Here is a 17,465-nt window from a genome sequence, read left to right as displayed (position 1 = left end):
ACTGATGCGTTCGCCATTGACCACAATTGACACACCGCTGCGAGGTTGATTCGCCACGCCGTCAATCAGCCGCGCGTTTTTGAAAACAGTAGTCTGAGCCATATTCCCTCCTGTTTTGCTGGGTGACCTCTCTTGTCCCCAGTGCTTTTGCTGGGAGCATACTCTGTCTCTCTGGAGTTGCAAGGCTTTACTATCGGATATATCGCCTATCTCTATTTTTCCTGGTTCTATTTGTACCTTGTGAACGTTCGTGGATTTTCGATCACTCACGGTGGGCTCTATGGCAGCCTCCCGTTTGTGACAGCAGCGCTTGTCGCGCCACTAGCTCACCACTTCGGGTGGGATGGAGCGTTGTATGCATCTGCTGGATTAGCAGTGATCGGTGCGCTGTTCTGGTTCGGCGTCCATCCAGGGCGAGAGATCGATTTTCACAAAGTGGATGCTGCGTAATCGTGCTAGGGTAGTGCGCGCGTGCGCGTGCTCGTCTATTGTTCTCTGGGAGACGTTTGCTTATGCCCAGAGTGATCGGCCTTGATTTTGGCACCACCAATAGTGCGATTGCTGTCGCCACAGCGGACGGCGCAGCGCAGCTCGCGAGCTTTTCTGCTGACAGGCAGTCAACCGCAATGTTTCGTTCAGTTTTGTATTTTGATCCGGAGAATCTCGAACCCACGGGCAAACCGCGCGCAATTGGTGGTCCAGAGGCGATCTCCCAATACTTGCAAGCAGAGACCAAAGGGCGATTGATTCAGTCAATGAAGTCCCATTTGGGTAGCCCGCTATTCAAACAAACGGTGATTTTTAACTATACGTTTACGCTGGAAGAATTGATTGCCATGATTCTCCATGAACTGCGCAGTGCGGCAGAGAAGCAGTTTGGTGATCTAGGCGAGCATGTAGTTGTTGGTCGCCCGGCGCACTTCTCGGGGACAGAAACCGACAGCGAAGATGAGGCGGCCCTAGCGCGTTTGCGAGTCGCTCTGGAACAAGCAGGGTTCTCTCAGGTTGAGTTCGAACTTGAGCCGGTTGCGGCGGCATATCAATACGAACAGCAGCTCGATCATGATGAGCTGGTGCTGATTGCCGACTTCGGTGGTGGCACGAGTGATTTCTGTTTGATTCAATTAGGTCCGACCGCACATGCCCGAGGGCAGCGGTCCAAAGATATTCTCGGTACTGATGGTGTTGCTCTTGCTGGCGATGCGTTTGATAGCAGTTTTATTCGCCATTTAGTGGCCCCTCATTTAGGGCTCGGATCGCAGTATCGTACTCCCTTCGGTCGTGTGTTGTCCGCGCCACTGTGGATCTACGAAAAACTCGAACGATGGCATCAGCTTTCGCTCCTCAAAACCCGCGAAACAATGGAGTCCCTCCGTCAACTGCACTTCCAGTCTCTTGAACCCCGAAAGATCGAGGCACTGATTCACGTTGTGAACGAAGGTCTCGGCTACCAACTCGCACGAGCGGTTGAAGGAACGAAGTGTGAGTTGTCAGAGCGAACGACTGGAGGTTTCACGTTTCGCGATTTGCCGGTCGATATTGCCGCACGAGTAGAACGCGCCCAGTTTACGACCTGGATCGATTCCGAGTTGCGCGTGATTGCTGGATGTGTTGATCGGCTTCTGACTGCTTGTGGGGTGACATCAGGTGATGTTGATAGTGTATTCCTCACAGGAGGCTCATCTTTCGTGCCAGCGGTGCGTCATATTTTTGCTGAACGATTTGGCGAGAGCCGCCTCCGAGGTGGAGAGGAGCTGACGACTGTCGCGCGGGGGTTGGCGTTACGGGCGTTAGAGCAGAGATAGTATCGCCGGTCGAGTGTTTGACGGATTGAGCTGAGAGGTGTCACGTCCGCGGAGGCAAGCGTGACAAGACTGGTCCCTCATCATGGATGAGATGAAAGCCCTAAGCGCTTTCTGCAAATGGCCGTTCACCATGTGCCAGCGATTGGGAAGTCGCTGGTAACGTAAAAAAGAACGTACTGCCTTTCCCAAGAGCGCTTTCCACCCATATCTGTCCGTGATGGGCCTCGATAATTTCTTTGACAAGAGCGAGTCCTAGCCCAGTTCCTCCTATCGTCCGTGTTTCATTGTTGTCAACGCGAAAAAATTTGCTGAACAGATTGGGGAGAGCCTCAGCGGGAATGCCTATTCCTTGATCGGCTACCCAGACCTTGATCTCGGCTTGTTGTAGTTCTGCGCCAACCGTAATAGTTCCGGCTTCAGGGGAAAACTTCACCGCGTTAGAAACCAGATTGGCGAGCACTTGCTGAATACGCTCTGTATCGATGCGAATCGACGGTAGCGCATCGGGAATGGAAAGTTTCCATTCGTGTTTACCGTCGCTTTGGGAAAAGACTGACACCGCTTCATGGAGCAGTGGAGTGAGTTGAGTTTCGGTGAAATGATAACGCGGCTGTCCAGTCGTGATCGACTGCAGATCAAGAAAGTTGTTGATGAGATTGGTAAGGCGCTGGGACTCGCGGTGCATAATGCCGAGCAGATCACGCTGTCTCGCTGGGGGAAAATCGCGTTCCAGCATGAGTTCAGTGAACCCGAGTAAACTGGTCAGTGGCGTGCGTAATTCGTGACTGACTGTCGAGATCAAGTCATCTTTGAGTTGATCCACTTCTTGTGCTGCGGCGAGAGCCCGCTCTAGTTCAGCCTTCTGTCGAATGTCTTGTAAACGAAGATGTTCGAGTCGTTGATGAATACGCAAGCGCACGTAGAAGATTAACAAGGCGAGCACTGTCGCGGCGAACATGGAGAAAACGAAATGAACAGTCTCTGATGAGGGGGGAGCGCCCAGGCAATCAGTCCCCAGCCGACAAACGCTGTGCCCAAAACGGAGACAAAACTCGGAATCGAGAGAAAGAAACACGCAGCCCCAACGATCGTCAGAAGGATGTTGGTGGTCTGGTAGATCTCTCCCGTGAGGTACAGATGGAGAAGGCTATTCCCGAGCACGACATGTGCGATCCCTGCGGCAGTCAAATGCGCGTGGTGCACCGTCAGGACTGATCGTTTTACCAGACTGGCAAAAATGACAAAGACCATTGCCGACAAAAAGGCCGCAGTCATCATTTTCCATGCTACTGCTGAGGGAAGAACCAGCCCGTGAGTGACAATAAAGACGACGTACAGAAAGCTGAGGCCTATGGAGACCGGCTGTAAGCTCTCATAGACGACCGCTGCTAAAGCATCCCTGATGTTTTGCTGAGGAGTGTTGGAGTTTTGTGACGTTTCACTCATAGGCGTTGTTGAAAAAGAAGCTCTGCCACGAAATCTAGCAGAATGCTGTCCTCTCGTCAGGAATCCCTTTGACGAGGGCAGAGGTGATTGTGGCCTCTACCGGTAGTGAGTTGCGTATGTTAGGACAGGGCGGCTATGGAATCGCTTGCGACAGTGTTACGCCGCGTCCCCTTGTTTGCGGACCTCCCACCAGGAGGACTGGCGAAAATTATTGCTGACCTTCGGGAAGAACAACATCCTCGTGGAACCGTTATCTGCTACGAGGGAGAAGCCGCGCACGACTTTTATATTATCAAATCCGGTACGCTCGAAATTTTGGTGAACCGCGGTGGCAACCAGCGTGAAGGTGTCGCCGTGATTGGTGCCCATGAATGGTTCGGTGAACGGGCTTTGTTTTCTGATAGCTCGCGGTCGGCAACGGTTATGGCACGGACTGATGTCGAACTGTGGCGATTGCCAAAGGAAAAGTTCGACAGCCTGATCGAGGAGAACCCGTGGCTCATTTTGCAGTTTACTCGTGTGTTGAGTGACCGGCTGTATAGTCGCAATCAAGAGTTGTCCAAGGTGCAGGCGGCCTTTAACTGGCAAACCGATGCGCTCTTTCGCGCACAGTCGTCGACCCAGCAAGAGTTCCTGACCCAAACGTCACCGCTTGCCACGCTTGATCCGACGATCGTTCGTGAACTGACAGGTTACACCGAGGCCGAAACACAGTTAGCGAGGCTAGCCGAGAGTGGTAACTTCGTGTCTGGAGTCGGTGAGGGATTGCATTATCCAGAAGCGATTCGCGAGTTCCTTCATATGCAGTTGCGAGAGCGGGTCGGCGATGAAGGTGTTCGCGCCTTGCATCAGCGAGCGGCGGAGTTGTACGAGCGACGTGGGCAGTGGGCACTTGCTCTAGACCACTATCTTGCGGCTCAGGCATTTCAGGCGGCAGAGCAGGCGCTGATATCACATGCCAACGAAAATTTTGCCGCTGATCGCCTTGACTCACTACAGAAGTGGCTTGACCACTTTCCACAAGATTTTCGCGAGAACGGTCTCGCGCCTCTTCAGCAACGCCTTGCGCAGGCGTTCGCTGATGAACCAGAAGCGTCTTCTCAGACTCCGCAATCGGGATTCATTGCGCGGCACGTTCCGGCCTGGCTGACGCAATGGCTTGCGGGAGGCTTCGGTATTGCTCTTGCGTTAGGAATCTGGTTTGCCCCCCCAGTCGGTGAACTTAACACTGCCGCGATGCGCATGCTGGCGCTTCTCGCGTGGGCGGTGGTCTTTTGGGTCTTTGATGTGCTGCCTGATTATGTGGTCGGTATCGGGTTGGTGGTTGGTTGGATTTTGTTCTCGATTGTCCCTCCTGAAGTTGCAGTTTCTGGCTTCACGGCTAGTCCGTTTTTTCTCATTATCGGCGTGCTGGGCATGACCGCGTCTTTGCAGAGTTCTGGGCTCCTGTTTCGTCTAGCGTTACACATTCTCCGGAGTTTTCCGCTGACCTATCGTGGCCAAACCTTGGGACTCGGGCTCAGCGGCTCAGGGATCACAACGTGTATTCCTGATACGACCTCTGGGACGGCGATTGCCGGGCCGATTATTTTGGCACTGTCAGATTCATTGGGCTACACACGCCGTAGTAATGGGTCAGCCGGATTGGCGATGGCAGCGATGCTCGGCTTTGGGCAAATGAGTCCATTTTTTCTTACTGGTGCAGCAGAGAACCTCCTGGCTTGGGGATTGTTGCCCGATGCTGCACGTGCACAAATTAGCTGGGGAGGGTGGTTCCTGGCAGCCCTACCAGCGGCGATTGTGACGTTTCTGCTGGCGTTCCTCGTCATCCAATTTCTCTTTCCACCAGAATTTCAGCCGACGGTCTCGCGCGGATTGATCGACACACAAATTGAAGCGTTAGGGCCGCTGTCACGGGCAGAGCTGATCAATGCGCTCGTCGTGTTTGGTGCGATGGTCGGCTGGATCAGCGCTCCGTATCATAGTGTTGATGTCGCATGGGTGGCGATGCTCGGGCTTTTGCTGTTGCTTGCGACGAACTTGCTTGACCGCATAGCGTTTCGCTCCGGCATTAACTGGGATTTTCTTTTTTATCTTGGCGCGGTGCTCAGTCTCACGAGCGTGGTGCGACAACTGGGGATTGATACTTGGGTCATTCGCCTTTTGACCCCATTGTTAGAACCGTTGGCCGCAAATCCAACGCAATTTCTGCTCGTCATGGCTGTGGCGATTTTTGCGGCACGTTTTATCCTACCGAGTTTTCCACTCGTGTCATTGCTGACGTTGACGATCGTACCGATCGCAACTGCCGCTGGAATTAATCCACTGCCATTACTGCTAGTGATTTGTATCAGCGTGACTGTGTGGTTTCTGCCCTACCAGAGCACGTGCTATCTCGCATTATACTTTGGCACCAAAGAGAAAGCCTTTTCGCATAGCCAGGTACGAATGCTGGCGTGGAGTTTTGGAGTGATTTATTGGCTGGCCATCGCCGTGTCGATTCCCTATTGGCGGTGGTTGAAGTTGCTGCCGTAGGCCATTTCATGGGGGTGCGGGGTACCGTGTTCGCCCATGTTGACTCTAACTTGCAGCTTCCGCTCCAACCGGTGCTTCCCACGTTCGATATGGCCCCAGGCGAGTCATCAATCCTGCCGCGATTAACGTGGCAACCACGAAGATCCCGAGCCCGAGGTTGTACGAACCAGTAGTGTCGAAGCCTTTGCCCATCAAGAGTGGACCAAAAACACCGCCGAGGGTAAACGCACCGAAAGCGTAACCGTAAATTTCACCAAAGGCACGAAGGCCAAAGTAGCGGCTGATAAGATATGCAATGATATCGCCCTCGGCCCCCATACCAAGGCCGACGAGGAAAGCGGCTACAAATGCGACGGTTCCTGTAACTCCACTCCAGAGCAAAAGGAACCCGAGCGTGGCTCCACAGAAGAAACCCAGCGCAACGGCAGAAGCAAAGAAGTGGTCAAGCAGGTAGCCAGCGCCAACACGTCCGAACAATAGTGCCGCACCAAACAGTGAGGTTGCTGCAGCAGCGAGCTGAGGAGAAATGCCACGATCGGTGAGAAGCGAAACAAGATGAATCAGGCAACCGTGGACACTGGCTGACATGAGAAAGAACGCACTGACCAACACCCAAAATGTTGAAGTTTGCCTCGCTTCTTGTGCGGTCAAACCAGATTGCTGTTTGTTTGCAAGCGCCGCAGTTGAGTTCATTACTGCGCCATCTGGAGAAAGCCCGACCATTCCTGGGGTTTCTTTGAGAAAGAGTCCAACCACAGGAACGGTAACGACTATAACCATCACGCCGAATACGACGTACGCGTACCTCCAGCCGTGAGCAGTAATCAGCATCTGGGCAAGCGAGGGCGTAACAAACGCGCCAAGCCCGAGCCCAACCATCGCAAGGCCAAGCGCCAAGCCTCGTCGTTTGTCGAACCAATGTGAAAGTACGTTAGAATATGGCACCGGCGCTGTTCCTCCACCTACGAGTCCCAGCACAATGTAGACGGCATAGAACTGCCAAATATTGCCGGTCAATAATGACAGTGACATCAGTCCCAGACCAAAAAGAATGATCGAAGGAATAATCACCCTGCGCGCACCAAAGCGATCGACCAGGCGTCCAACCAATGGGAACACCAGGCTCATCACAAATAGAGATATCGAAAACGCCAGAGAAATATCGCCGCGACTCCAGCCGAACTCCTGACTCAGCGTTCTGAGAAAGACACCGAAAGTGAAGGACACTACCGGGCCATAACCCATGAAGAGGCCGATCGCAGCAATGAAGACGATCCACCAACCGGAGAGGAAGGGCGGTGGAGGTTGTTGTGGATGTGCCATAATTACACCGCAAACGATACTTTTACTGCACCAGAGGTCTTCTTGCTTGCCGCTTCTGTCAAGGCTTCACGATACCGTTCAAGTGGGTACTTCCGTGGCCGCACTGCGGTCAGATTGGCACGGCGACGGGCGATAAACTCGATCGCACGACCAAAGGTGTCTATCTGTCTGCCTTTGAACACTTCCGTGCCGTACGTGAGGCTCCCAACAATCTTGATTTCTTTGAGCCAGATGGGAGTCCAGTCGATTCCTTGAGGCAATGCTGCAAGTCCGAGAATAACTACTGTCCCCTTTCCACAGGTCATACGCAGCGCTTGATTGATCGTCGTGTCGTTGGTGATGGTGTCGTACACCAGTCGGACCCCACCGGCGAGTAATGCCCCGCCCTGCGAGAGCTTGTGGACTTTCGTTTGCGCTAGTTCGCCGACCCGTTCCATCACACCAGCTTTCTGAGCATCGATAATATGCTCAGCTCCTAAGGTGCGTGCCAGTTTGGCTTGAAACGGGTACTTGGCGATACAGACAATGCGACAGCTTGGCTCCACTGCTTTCAACGCAGCAACGTTCATAAGCCCGATCGTCCCAGCACCAATAACGACGACGAGTTCTTTCTTCTGCGGTGGATTGTTCAGTACCGCGCGTAGGCACACTGCGAAGGGTTCAAGGAGCGAGGCTTCATCATCATCAATCTTGTCCGGCACTGGGAACAAGCGGTTACTTGGCGCGACGAAATACTCCCCCCAACCGCCACCGGTGGTTCGGCAGGTGCCAATGAGAATGCCTGGACTGAGACAGCCTTCAGCAAGCCGCTCGCAAATACCGGGGTTACCGGTGCGACATTGCTGACAGAGAGACTTGAATCCTCGTTCTTTGCAACCGATTGAGGGGTCGACTGACACACGCTGGCCGACAGAAAATCCACGCACTCTCTTGCCAACCGCCTCTATTGCACCAAACAGTTCGTGACCAGGAATAATTGGTAACTGAAAGTATGGCTCTGCGGCTGGCATGGGTTTGCCTTGCAGAAATCCTAAGTCACTGCCACAAATGCCAGCAATTTTACTTTTGATGACGACCCAGTTTTCACTGGGCAAGTCTGGAACCGGGACGTCAGTCAAACGCAAGTGTGCAAGACCTGGGAGATGCTCTGGAGCAGTTGCGCCTAGTTGTTTTTGTGGCAAAAAGAGGATGGCTTTCATAGCTTTGCTGCCTTGTTTAACAGTTGTTCGACTTCTTCGGCCTTGCGGACTCGTCCGAATGCGAGACTAAAGGCCTGCAGTGCTGAGCGATGAAGCGTCTCACTAAATGCCGTGCATGCATCCTCAACAATGATGACTTGAAACCCCCGATCTGCAGCATCGCGAGCGGTAGTTTCTACACAAACGTCGGTCGTGACCCCGCTAATTACTAGTGATTCGACTCCCATATTGCGTAGCGTCTGGTCGAGCATGGTGGAGTTGAGCGTACCGCTCGACGTTTTGTTGATGACGAGTTCATCGGCCGTAGGTTTGATACTGTCGTCAATTTCCCAACTTGGATCACCGACGCGGGGGAACATGCGCGTGCCAATGACATTGAGACTAAGCTGGTCGAGGTCTTTCCACATCTGGTTGAGATCGCGACCATCAGTCGTACATGTTCCGATAGCGGTGTAGATAATCGGTAGGTGCTGAGCACGAAAGCAATTCTGCAAGCGCTTGATGTTGGGAATCACCGTCGCGTTCACTCGCTCGCAGTATGGGCCTGTGACCCCAGGTTCAAGTTTCTCGAAGGTCTGCATCAATGGATAAGCGGGGCTGACGAAATAGCGCTGCATATCGATCACGAGCAACGCAGTCTTGCGTGAGTCGATGGTAATGGGCACTTGATCCTTCTGGCGAATAATAGCGAGAATTTTCTCGTGATCAGTCATAGTTTCTCCCGGTTGCGAATTGATTCTGACGGAATACCGACCGTAAGCACCTCAACTCTTATTGCTTGTTACTCATTACTCATTACTGCGGCCCGGTGCAAGCAAGAGGCGCCTGACGAGCAAGGGAAGTTTTGTCATTTCCGTCGAACCTTGCTAAAGTTGGTCCGTAGATGAGAAGGAGAATGGTGGATGGCACAGCTAACGGTGAAAGAATGTGATGATATCGTGCAAAAGCTGGTCGACTATCTCGGGTTCAACCAGTTTTATGAGAAGCTTATTAAGGCGAATGCTGTCGTGTCGCGGAAGCGCCCGTCGAACGTGCAAGCTCTGGCAACACAACTGTATCAACTGAGTGCAGGATTGCGTCGCGAGCACCCGGCACGCTATGCCGTGGAAGTCTTGTGGCAAGATATGTTGTCGAAGAGTGTCAATGAGGAGCAAACCAAAGCTATTGAAGCACTCATTGAGAAAGTGAATACCTGCCTTACTCCCAAGTTCGAGATTATTCCAGAGAAGACGCAGGACCTTGTTACTGCTTTAGGAGATTATCATCGAGGTTTGGCGACACTGACGAATGACGAGGTTGCCTATATGGAGATGTTGCTCCGCGCAACCGGTGACGTTGCACGATTCCTTCGTGAGCGAAGAACTGAAGTGATCGAAGTTGGGGCGAAGCGGGCGAGCGAAGCGCCAAAGGATGAAGTGAATGAACCTGCGGCTGAAAGTGGATCGTAAGATACTGCCATCAGGGCGCCTAACTGGGTGCGATTTCCCAGTATGCATTCGATGTCGTCATGCTGAGCGAAGCGAAGAATCTCTCTGAGAGGCCCTTCACTTCCTTTAGGGTGGCGCTCTTGTTTTTCTCTTACGTTGTCCATGAGAGCAGCACCAGTAGTTTACGGTTGCATCCGACACTGCCCAGGATGTTGCGGATCTTCCTCTAAGTTCTGAATCCGCCACGTGCCGGTGTTTTGTTTCCGCAAATCGGCAATGCAGAAAAATGGTCCATAGGTTGCGGTTTGTCCGTCATCATTCACGGTGGTGACCGTTTGTGAGAAAGGTATAGAAATCTGCCGCTGGTCTGCGCTTGCCGTCATTTGCTCTTCGTTGAGGGTGAGCGATGTCGAAACGTGCTGACTCTGCGTAAACAACTTCCGCAATGCTTCCCGCCACGTCAGGTCTACATTCCACACCTGTCCGAGTGTATTGAGGTCGCGTGCTTCATAGGCATTCTTGTATGTCTCTGTGAGTGAAGAGCGTGCACTGAGAGAATCGCTCTCGGAAAGAGTGGTCTTTCCGCGTGCCAATGCTTCAATTTGCGGTGCGACGCTGGTCGCAGGTGCCGCAAAAGAAGCTCCTCCCTGCGCATGTTCTTGCTGAACTGCCTCTCCTTCGGTGCTTCGTGCTTCCCTGGTTTCTAGATTCCGCTTGCGTGCTGCTAGCATCTCCGGGCTGTTAGTTCTTCCTTCGGCGATGGCAGCAGGTGCTGGCGGAGCAACAGGCGCTTGTCGTGTTTTTTCTTCTGTTAAATGAGACTCCTGGCGAATTGGCTTTTCCACATCACGGGTACCCGCTCCGAGAGGAACCGAGGGAGCAGGAGGTGCCGCAGGTGGAGGGGGTGTTGGTGCTCGCTCATCCTTCAATGCCAAGTCTTCGCGTTGCAGAGGTTGTTTGGCAAGCTTTGCTGGAGCAGTATCTTCTTTGGCTTTTTCGCTTGGTGGTGGTGTCTGGAGAGGTGCAGAGGCAGCAACCGAAGGCTGACTCTGAGCTGCCTTCTCTTCTTCAACCCGGATTTCCTTCTTTTGCTCTGCTTGCCTCTGTCGTTCTCCGGCAGTTGGCGCTGAAGCTGTCACAACATCAGAGGAGATAGGGACTTGGTTGAAAGAGGAAGAGTAGTACGAACGAACAAAAGGAACCGCCAGCAGTAATACCAAACCAAAGGCAAAAGCTGGGTGAAAAAACACTGATCGCAACGTGTCCCAGAATCGAGTACTCCAAGAGGTTTGTTCGTCGATGGTCACCGTCGATTTTGTTTCGCCAGCCCACTTTTGCACGAGCGAGAAGTCGAAGGAACTCAGCAGTTTGACTTCTTCGCGGCAGGCAGCGCAGGCGCGTAGGTGCCCAGCGATTGAAACGCGATCTGCTGCCGACAGGATCTGCGGCCTTTTGTGAAAGGTGACCAGTGTTTCTGCGGATGGGTGGGGAGGAGTTCTGGAATCGTCCAGCGAGCGTAGCTGTTGTTCAAGCGTGGTCCACTGTCGCAACTCAGCAGAGCATGTTGCACAGTGTGGATAATGCGCTCTGAACTCTTGCCACGCGGAACTTTGCGGTTCGAGCAGAAAGAGTGAGAGATCGATTTCCTGAGCTTTATGACACGTGTCACCCATAGGACCAGTGCTTCGTTCCTTTCTACTAAGAAAGACCCAAACTATCGCCAAATGAGATCAGTGTTCAGCAAAAAGTTGTTTTCGTAACTGGGTCAATGCCTGTTGCAGATACCGTTTCAAACTCCCTAACGGAATAGCCGTTACTGCCGCAGCTTCTTCATAGGTTCGTCCTTCGACGTATACGGCTCGCACAACCTGCTGTTGCTTTTCTGGTAGACGGTGTAACGCCGTGCGAAGCGATAACGCTGCTGTTTCATCAAGCGGTTCAGCCGTGCTGAGGTCTGGAGGATCGCTGCTGACCTCCGCTCCGTGCGTGGTGCGCAAGAAGTCATAAAATTCGTGGCGCGTGATGATCCGTGCATACTCGACAAAGGCTTTGGGTTCGCGCAGCTTTCCTTGTCCGAAGCTCTGGACCAATTTCATCAAGACAATCTGGCGCAAGTCTTCCCACTCTTCACGATGATCAAACGCACGTAAGCTCACCAGAAACCCAGAAATAAGGCGGCTAAGCTTGGCGAAGGCAAGGGATTTAGCGTCCGGCGCTCCGTGGAGCAATTCCTCCATGACACTGCTCCAATCCTCCGTTGGGCGACTGTTCTCCTCACGTGCGTGCATTGCCAGCAACCAAACAACTCACCTTTCCTTTCTTAGACATACAATACTTGTGACGAATCGTCCAAGCGACGTGATCCGATTTGTCACGCTTGGCGGTCTTACTTCATAAAGCGCACGAAAGAGGAACGACATGCAACATGATGCACGCCTTTGGCAGGTGATGGTTTTGGCGGGAATTTTATTGTTTGGTCTTCACTCGCTCGATTTCCCGTTGTTGCTGAATGTGATGGTCGTGACGGTCATGAGCGGGATCTTTAGTGAGTATCTTTTCTGTGCGCTATGTCGGTCTACTCGTACCCCTCGACCTCTGAGCGCAACAATTAGTTCCCTCAGTGTCCTCTTGCTGTTTCGGTCGTCTGCAGCGTGGGTCTATCCTGTGGTGATTATCCTGGCCGTGGCGAGCAAATACTTTATCCGCTGGCGTGGACGGCATTGGCTGAACCCGACTAATTTTGCCGTACTCTTGGGAACTGTCCTCTTGCCAGGGTGGCTCTCGTCTGGGCAGTGGGGACATCTGGCGATCTTGCCGCTTGCCTTAGGAGGTCTTGGGATTCTTGTCTTGCTACGAGCCGGGCGGCTCGATAGTGCGCTTACCTTCCTCATTCTAAGTTCCGTGCTGGAATGTGCCCGCATTCTCTACTACGGCTATCCCCATCCGGTTGATATTTTCGTTCATCGTCTCAACAACGGTGCGCTGTGGTTGTTTACCTTTTACATGCTGACCGATCCGCAAACGGCGCCACAAGCACGATGGGGGCGGATATTGCACGCCAGTCTGGTCGCGCTGGTCAGCTTTTACTTTGCTCAATGGTGGTACTGGAAAGACACGCCATTGTGGGCGCTGTTGTTTCTCGCTCCCACCGTTCCATTCCTTGATTGGCTCTACGCAACCCGTAACACGCAGCCCGTGTCCTGCAGTAGTCAACCCGTAACCGTGCAACCCATTTCTCAGGAGGTTTCCAGTATGCAAAAGCAGTTTGTTCGTGTGACACTTCTATTGTTCAGTCTCGTGCTCTTGTGGCCGAGCCTTGGTTATAGCTTCTGTGGTTTTTATGTCGCCCGTGCTGACGCCAAGCTCTATAACTCAGCCTCACAGGTTGTCGTTGTCCGTGATGAAGACAAAACCGTGATCACGATGGTCAATAATTACAAAGGTGACCTCAAAGAGTTCGCGATGGTGATCCCCGTCCCTACTGTTCTGGAAAAGGAGATGGTGCGAGTAATCGATCCGAAAGTAGTCGAGCATCTCGATGCCTACTCCGCACCGCGGTTGGTCGAATACTTTGACCCTGATCCATGTATGGTTGCAGTAATGGAGAAGGAAAGTCGAATGATCGCGCAAGCACCTGCCGCTACCGTAGGAAAGATGCGCGACGAACGGGCGGCTTCGCTGGGGGTAAGAATTGAAGCTGAATATACAGTCGGTGAATATGACATCGTAGTGCTTTCTGCGAAGGAGTCGCAAGGACTAGAAACCTGGCTCAAGCAGAATGACTACAATATCCCGAGTGGTGCGTCGCAAGCGCTGGCTCCATACATCCGCAACGACATGAAGTTTTTCGTCGCCAAAGTGAACCTGAAAGAACAAGGAAAGTCGGGATTCACCTCTTTACGACCACTTCAGTTTGCCTTTGAATCGCCACGCTTCATGCTGCCGATCCGCTTGGGGATGATCAACGCCGATGGCCCACAAGACTTGCTCATTTACTTCCTCACCAAACAATATCGGGTCGAGGTCACCAACTATCGCAATCCGAAGCTACCAAGCGATCAAGAAGTCCCTCCATACATTAAGCAGGAATTTACTAAGTTCTACACCGACATGTTCCGTACCGCGACTATCAAGGAAAATTCACAGGCAGTGTTTACTGAATACGCCTGGAATATGAACTGGTGCGATCCGTGTGCTGCTGATCCGTTGTTGCAGCAAGAACTAGAAACCCTTGGAGTGTGGTGGCTTGGTGGCTCACGTGAGCGCATGGCGCCTGGAACGATGCCGTGGCCAGGTGGTGGAGCAGTACAAGCTTTCGTAACGCGACTGCACGTTCGCTACGACGCACAACACTTCCCGGAAGATTTATCCTTTAAAATTACCCAAGATGCCTCGAATTTTCAGGGACGATACATCTTGCGACATCCGTGGACAGGCGTTGCGAGTTGCCCGGCTGGACAGGAATACTTGCGACAAGTTGCCCAGCGACAAGAGCGTGAAGCGCAGACGTTAGCTTCGCTGACCGGCTGGGACCTGCAACAGATTCGCACCCGTCAACCGAAACTTGCGACTGTCTCTGAGCAAGGGTGGAAAGAGCAGATCAAATCGTTGTTTAAGAAGTAGGTTGTGGTTGTGCTTGCTGAGCAGCGAGGCCTTTTTTCAACGCTCGAATCGTTGAGACAAAGGTCTCGCGCAAAGCGCTTTTCTGCAATGCCAACGGTACTGGTAACTTCGCTTTATCTTTCGCAATGCCGCTGTAGGTGACCAGTGTTTTCGTTCCATCAGGTGAAGACGTGAGACGGTACTGCCCAGTGAGCTCAGAAAACTGATTTTCGACGGTTTTGAGAGCGACACGATTTTCTGCTTCGATAAACGTAAACTCAAGGATCATCCGTTGCGGTTGCCCGAGAATCACCATCTCAAGCTCAACGGTTTTTCGATTATCCTCACTGCCCAAGAGTTTTGCATAGCGGACAGCATCACTAAATTCTTTCGAACGTTCAGGCTCAGTAAATGCGCGGAAAACCGTCGCGACTGGAGCATCGACTCTGGAAGTGAACTCGATCGTCATGGTGTCGGTGTCTTTCTCTAGCTTTTCGCTGAGAATTTCTGCCACCGGGCCTTCCCATTGTTGGGCGGCAGACCGCAGGCGGAGATACCACCACCCACCAACAGTGAGACCGATAACACCAAGGACGAGAACACTCCAGAGTAGCTTTTTCACAATTTACAGCCTATCCGGATAATCGTGCCTGTCTGCTGCTGTCATTCCGAGCAAAGCGAAGAATCTCTCCCCGAACACTGGAGAGAGATGTTTCGCTACGCTCAGCATGACATGATGCCAATCGTTTTCGGATAAGATCTTAGCGAAAAGCACTTTGCTGCGTTTGAGATGGAAGCGGACCACTAAAATAAATCTGATCCTGACCACGCAGATGTTCAGGATTGAGCACGTAATTCCCACCTAAGGATGGGGTCCATACTCTTTCTGCAGCACTGTAGCTCCCGACAGTCAGCAGATACGCAAAACCACCAGTGATGCCTCCCAGTGTGGCGTACACGAGCTTGGTTGGCATATAGACGACATTGGCGAGCACTGTCGCTGTTCCCATGCCAGCATCGTCACTAAAGTCTGCCCGTGCTGCTCCTGGGGCCAGCAATGACAGGGTTAGCAATCCACTACCAATAACGCGAATGACTTTCTTTCCCATGGCTTCAACCTCCTCTTCATACATCAACCTTCTATTTTCACCACGCAGCCGGTGGGCAAAAGTTCCATCAAATGCGCGAATGCGCGTTCGACGTAGTCTTTATCTTTCGACTCAAGGGTTAGTTTAACACGATATTCGCTATTACCAATCTTGGGATAGGACCCTAAGAGTAACTCGGGGTACTCCCGCAGCGTGTCATTGAGGTGTACGGCGATGACGCTTTCGATCTCGTTCGTATAGATGACCTTGAGATGGTATGGATCTACAGCAAAGCGCTCTTTCAACGCAAGAAACTTCTGCTGCAGGATCTCGGGGATTCCGGGGAGAATGTAGATATTCTCCGCTTTAATAGTGGGGAAGCGGATACGCTCGTCTGATAGCAACTCCGCCCCTTCTGGAACTTCAGCCATCTTGAGATGTGCTGCATTTGGCGTTTTGCCGTTGAGATACTCGTGAATCTTGGCTTCTAGGAGAGGGTGGATAATCACGCGACGGCCAAGGGCTCGGGCGACGCCTTCGATGGTGATGTCATCGTGAGTGGGGCCGACTCCTCCAGAGGTAAAGACGAGATCAAGCGTGCGGTGGAAATCACGAACGGTGTCTTCGATGATGTCCAATTCATCGGGGATTACCGTGATTCGTTTGAGGGTTACCCCAAGTTGACGTAGCTCACGGGCGAGGAATGCCGAGTTTGAATCGACCGTCTTGCCAGAGAGGATTTCATTACCAATGACTACGATACCGGCCCTGAGCTCACGCATAGTGGCACTATAAACCGCTTTGGGGACCTCTGGCAAGATTTTTCTCACGGAAGAGGCCGATTATTCGTTGACAAAGCCGATGTCGAGATCCTTGGCGTCTTTGAATTCGCGTAACAAGAAGTCTTTGAGCTTTTTCTTCAAGCGGCTTTCCAGCTGCCGAATACGTTCACGGCTGATGCCATATTGGTCACCGATCTCCTGTAAAGTGACAGGCTCTTCCGCGAGCAGCCGCGTCCGGAAGATAACCTCTTCTTTACCCTTGAGGGTGCGAGCGAACTCGCGCATTTTTTGGCTCATCAGGGTGCGGTACTCAGCCGTAGCAACGGCTTCTTCTGCATTATCTTGTTTCGCGGGAATGAAGTCCCCGAGCGTTGTACTTTCTCCGTCTTCGGTATCCATTGGCGTATCAAGCGACATGTCACGCGCCGCCATGCGCTTTTCCATCTCGACCACTTCCTCTTCTTTGACGCCGAGATTCTGCGCAATCAGTTTCGGTGCGGGCGAGAATCCTTCTGCTTCGAGTCGCTCTTTTTCCCGTTGGAGATTGAAAAATAATTTCCGTTGGGCTTGGGTGGTGCCAAGCTTCACCATGCGCCAGTTGTTCATCAAGTAGCGGATAATGTACGCTCGCACCCACCACACGGCATACGAGGGAAAGCGCACGCCACGATACGGGTCAAAGTTCCGCACCGCTTCCATCAAGCCGATGCTGCCTTCCTGAATCAAATCGAGCAGATTGTGGACAGCTCGTTCGTATCTTCGGGCGAACATCACCACCAGCCGCAAATTGCCAGTCACGAGGCGATACGCGGCCTCGACATCGCCGTGTTCTTTGTATCGAATGGCCAGTTGATGCTCTTCCTCTGGGGTGAGCAGTGGATAGCGACGGATTTCGGCAAGGTAGCGCTGCAGCGGATCATAGGGGACAAGTGCGGTGTCGGTTTCCGCACTGTCCTTCTCATCGTCTTGCGTCGCAATATCGTCCTCAGCAAGCGCTTCCACTTCGACGAGAGGGGTTTCTGTCTCCTCGTCTTCTTCTTCGATCGCTTCCACTGTGTCAGACGTGTCGGATGCAGTGGTTTCAACGGAAGAAGGGAACAGAACCTTGTCTTTGTCCTTTTTTCGTGCACGCGGCATAACGAAGCCAGTATACGGGATGCGCACGCAGCAGGGGAGGCCCCTGTAGTAAGCGTGAGACATTTCACCCCATTCGCCAAGACCTCTCAGATGATCGTGATCCTCGAACATCGTCAAGGGG

Annotated in this window: 16 protein-coding genes; 5 read left to right on the top strand and 11 right to left on the bottom strand. The window is 52.6% G+C overall.

Annotation, left to right across the window (positions count from 1 at the left end):
- The first annotated feature begins 132 nt into the window (after window positions 1–132).
- Both FJ147_07585 and FJ147_07580 read left to right on the top strand, forming a co-directional pair.
- Window positions 133–450, top strand: coding sequence for an MFS transporter (locus FJ147_07585; GenBank protein MBM4255744.1), 318 nt, complete (start codon window positions 133–135; stop codon window positions 448–450).
- Between the two features lie 62 nt (window positions 451–512).
- Window positions 513–1,805, top strand: a complete 1,293-nt coding sequence (locus FJ147_07580) for an Hsp70 family protein (protein ID MBM4255743.1) — start codon at window positions 513–515, stop codon at window positions 1,803–1,805.
- A gap of 100 nt (window positions 1,806–1,905) precedes the next feature.
- On the opposite strand, the gene FJ147_07575 is transcribed toward FJ147_07580, so the two are convergent.
- Window positions 1,906–2,763 carry a hypothetical protein gene (locus tag FJ147_07575; GenBank protein MBM4255742.1) on the bottom strand — a complete coding sequence of 286 codons (858 nt, stop codon included), beginning with the start codon at window positions 2,761–2,763 and terminating at the stop codon, window positions 1,906–1,908.
- Entirely contained in the window at window positions 2,733–3,251 is a 519-nt protein-coding gene (locus FJ147_07570) for a hypothetical protein (GenBank protein MBM4255741.1), read from the bottom strand. The genes FJ147_07575 and FJ147_07570 overlap by 31 nt, the downstream gene beginning before the upstream one ends.
- Before the next feature lie 135 nt (window positions 3,252–3,386).
- Between FJ147_07570 and FJ147_07565 the strand changes: the two genes are divergently transcribed.
- On the top strand, window positions 3,387–5,786 hold the full coding sequence (locus tag FJ147_07565; GenBank protein MBM4255740.1) for a cyclic nucleotide-binding domain-containing protein: 2,400 nt from the start codon (window positions 3,387–3,389) through the stop codon (window positions 5,784–5,786).
- A 45-nt stretch (window positions 5,787–5,831) separates the two neighbouring features.
- On the opposite strand, the gene FJ147_07560 is transcribed toward FJ147_07565, so the two are convergent.
- The 3 genes from FJ147_07560 to FJ147_07550 are packed head-to-tail and all read right to left on the bottom strand — an operon-like array spanning window position 5,832 to window position 9,021.
- A complete protein-coding gene (locus tag FJ147_07560; GenBank protein MBM4255739.1) occupies window positions 5,832–7,109 on the bottom strand; it encodes an MFS transporter in 1,278 nt (425 codons plus the stop codon).
- 2 nt (window positions 7,110–7,111) lie between these two features.
- The gene (locus FJ147_07555; GenBank protein MBM4255738.1) at window positions 7,112–8,308 is read right to left on the bottom strand and encodes a zinc-binding dehydrogenase; all 1,197 of its coding nucleotides are present in this window, start codon (window positions 8,306–8,308) and stop codon (window positions 7,112–7,114) included.
- Window positions 8,305–9,021 carry a cysteine hydrolase gene (locus FJ147_07550; GenBank protein MBM4255737.1) on the bottom strand — a complete coding sequence of 239 codons (717 nt, stop codon included), beginning with the start codon at window positions 9,019–9,021 and terminating at the stop codon, window positions 8,305–8,307. Before FJ147_07550 ends, FJ147_07555 begins: the two co-directional genes overlap by 4 nt.
- A gap of 189 nt (window positions 9,022–9,210) precedes the next feature.
- On the opposite strand from FJ147_07550, the gene FJ147_07545 reads away from it, so the two are divergent.
- Window positions 9,211–9,756, top strand: coding sequence for a hypothetical protein (locus tag FJ147_07545; GenBank protein MBM4255736.1), 546 nt, complete (start codon window positions 9,211–9,213; stop codon window positions 9,754–9,756).
- A gap of 161 nt (window positions 9,757–9,917) precedes the next feature.
- Here FJ147_07545 and FJ147_07540 read toward each other — a convergent pair whose 3' ends face one another.
- Both FJ147_07540 and FJ147_07535 read right to left on the bottom strand, forming a co-directional pair.
- Window positions 9,918–11,408, bottom strand: coding sequence for a hypothetical protein (locus tag FJ147_07540; protein MBM4255735.1), 1,491 nt, complete (start codon window positions 11,406–11,408; stop codon window positions 9,918–9,920).
- Between the two features lie 57 nt (window positions 11,409–11,465).
- On the bottom strand, window positions 11,466–12,032 hold the full coding sequence (locus FJ147_07535; protein MBM4255734.1) for a sigma-70 family RNA polymerase sigma factor: 567 nt from the start codon (window positions 12,030–12,032) through the stop codon (window positions 11,466–11,468).
- Window positions 12,033–12,153: 121 nt separating this feature from the next.
- Here FJ147_07535 and FJ147_07530 point away from each other — a divergent pair, with 121 nt between their 5' ends.
- Window positions 12,154–14,358, top strand: a complete 2,205-nt coding sequence (locus FJ147_07530) for a DUF2330 domain-containing protein (protein ID MBM4255733.1) — start codon at window positions 12,154–12,156, stop codon at window positions 14,356–14,358.
- Here FJ147_07530 and FJ147_07525 read toward each other — a convergent pair.
- The 4 genes from FJ147_07525 to FJ147_07510 all read right to left on the bottom strand — a co-directional run bounded on the left by FJ147_07525 (window position 14,348) and on the right by FJ147_07510 (window position 17,461).
- Window positions 14,348–14,959, bottom strand: coding sequence for a hypothetical protein (locus tag FJ147_07525; GenBank protein ID MBM4255732.1), 612 nt, complete (start codon window positions 14,957–14,959; stop codon window positions 14,348–14,350). The genes FJ147_07530 and FJ147_07525 overlap by 11 nt on opposite strands.
- Before the next feature lie 139 nt (window positions 14,960–15,098).
- On the bottom strand, window positions 15,099–15,446 hold the full coding sequence (locus FJ147_07520) for a hypothetical protein (GenBank protein MBM4255731.1): 348 nt from the start codon (window positions 15,444–15,446) through the stop codon (window positions 15,099–15,101).
- 23 nt (window positions 15,447–15,469) lie between these two features.
- Window positions 15,470–16,207, bottom strand: coding sequence for a competence/damage-inducible protein A (locus FJ147_07515; GenBank protein MBM4255730.1), 738 nt, complete (start codon window positions 16,205–16,207; stop codon window positions 15,470–15,472).
- A gap of 60 nt (window positions 16,208–16,267) precedes the next feature.
- Entirely contained in the window at window positions 16,268–17,461 is a 1,194-nt protein-coding gene (locus tag FJ147_07510) for a sigma-70 family RNA polymerase sigma factor (GenBank protein ID MBM4255729.1), read from the bottom strand.
- Window positions 17,462–17,465: the final 4 nt, after the last annotated feature.

Source organism: Deltaproteobacteria bacterium, assembly GCA_016874775.1.
Classification (GTDB): Bacteria; Desulfobacterota; Binatia; order Bin18; family Bin18; genus VGTJ01.
This window is presented reverse-complemented; position numbering and strand designations above follow the sequence as displayed.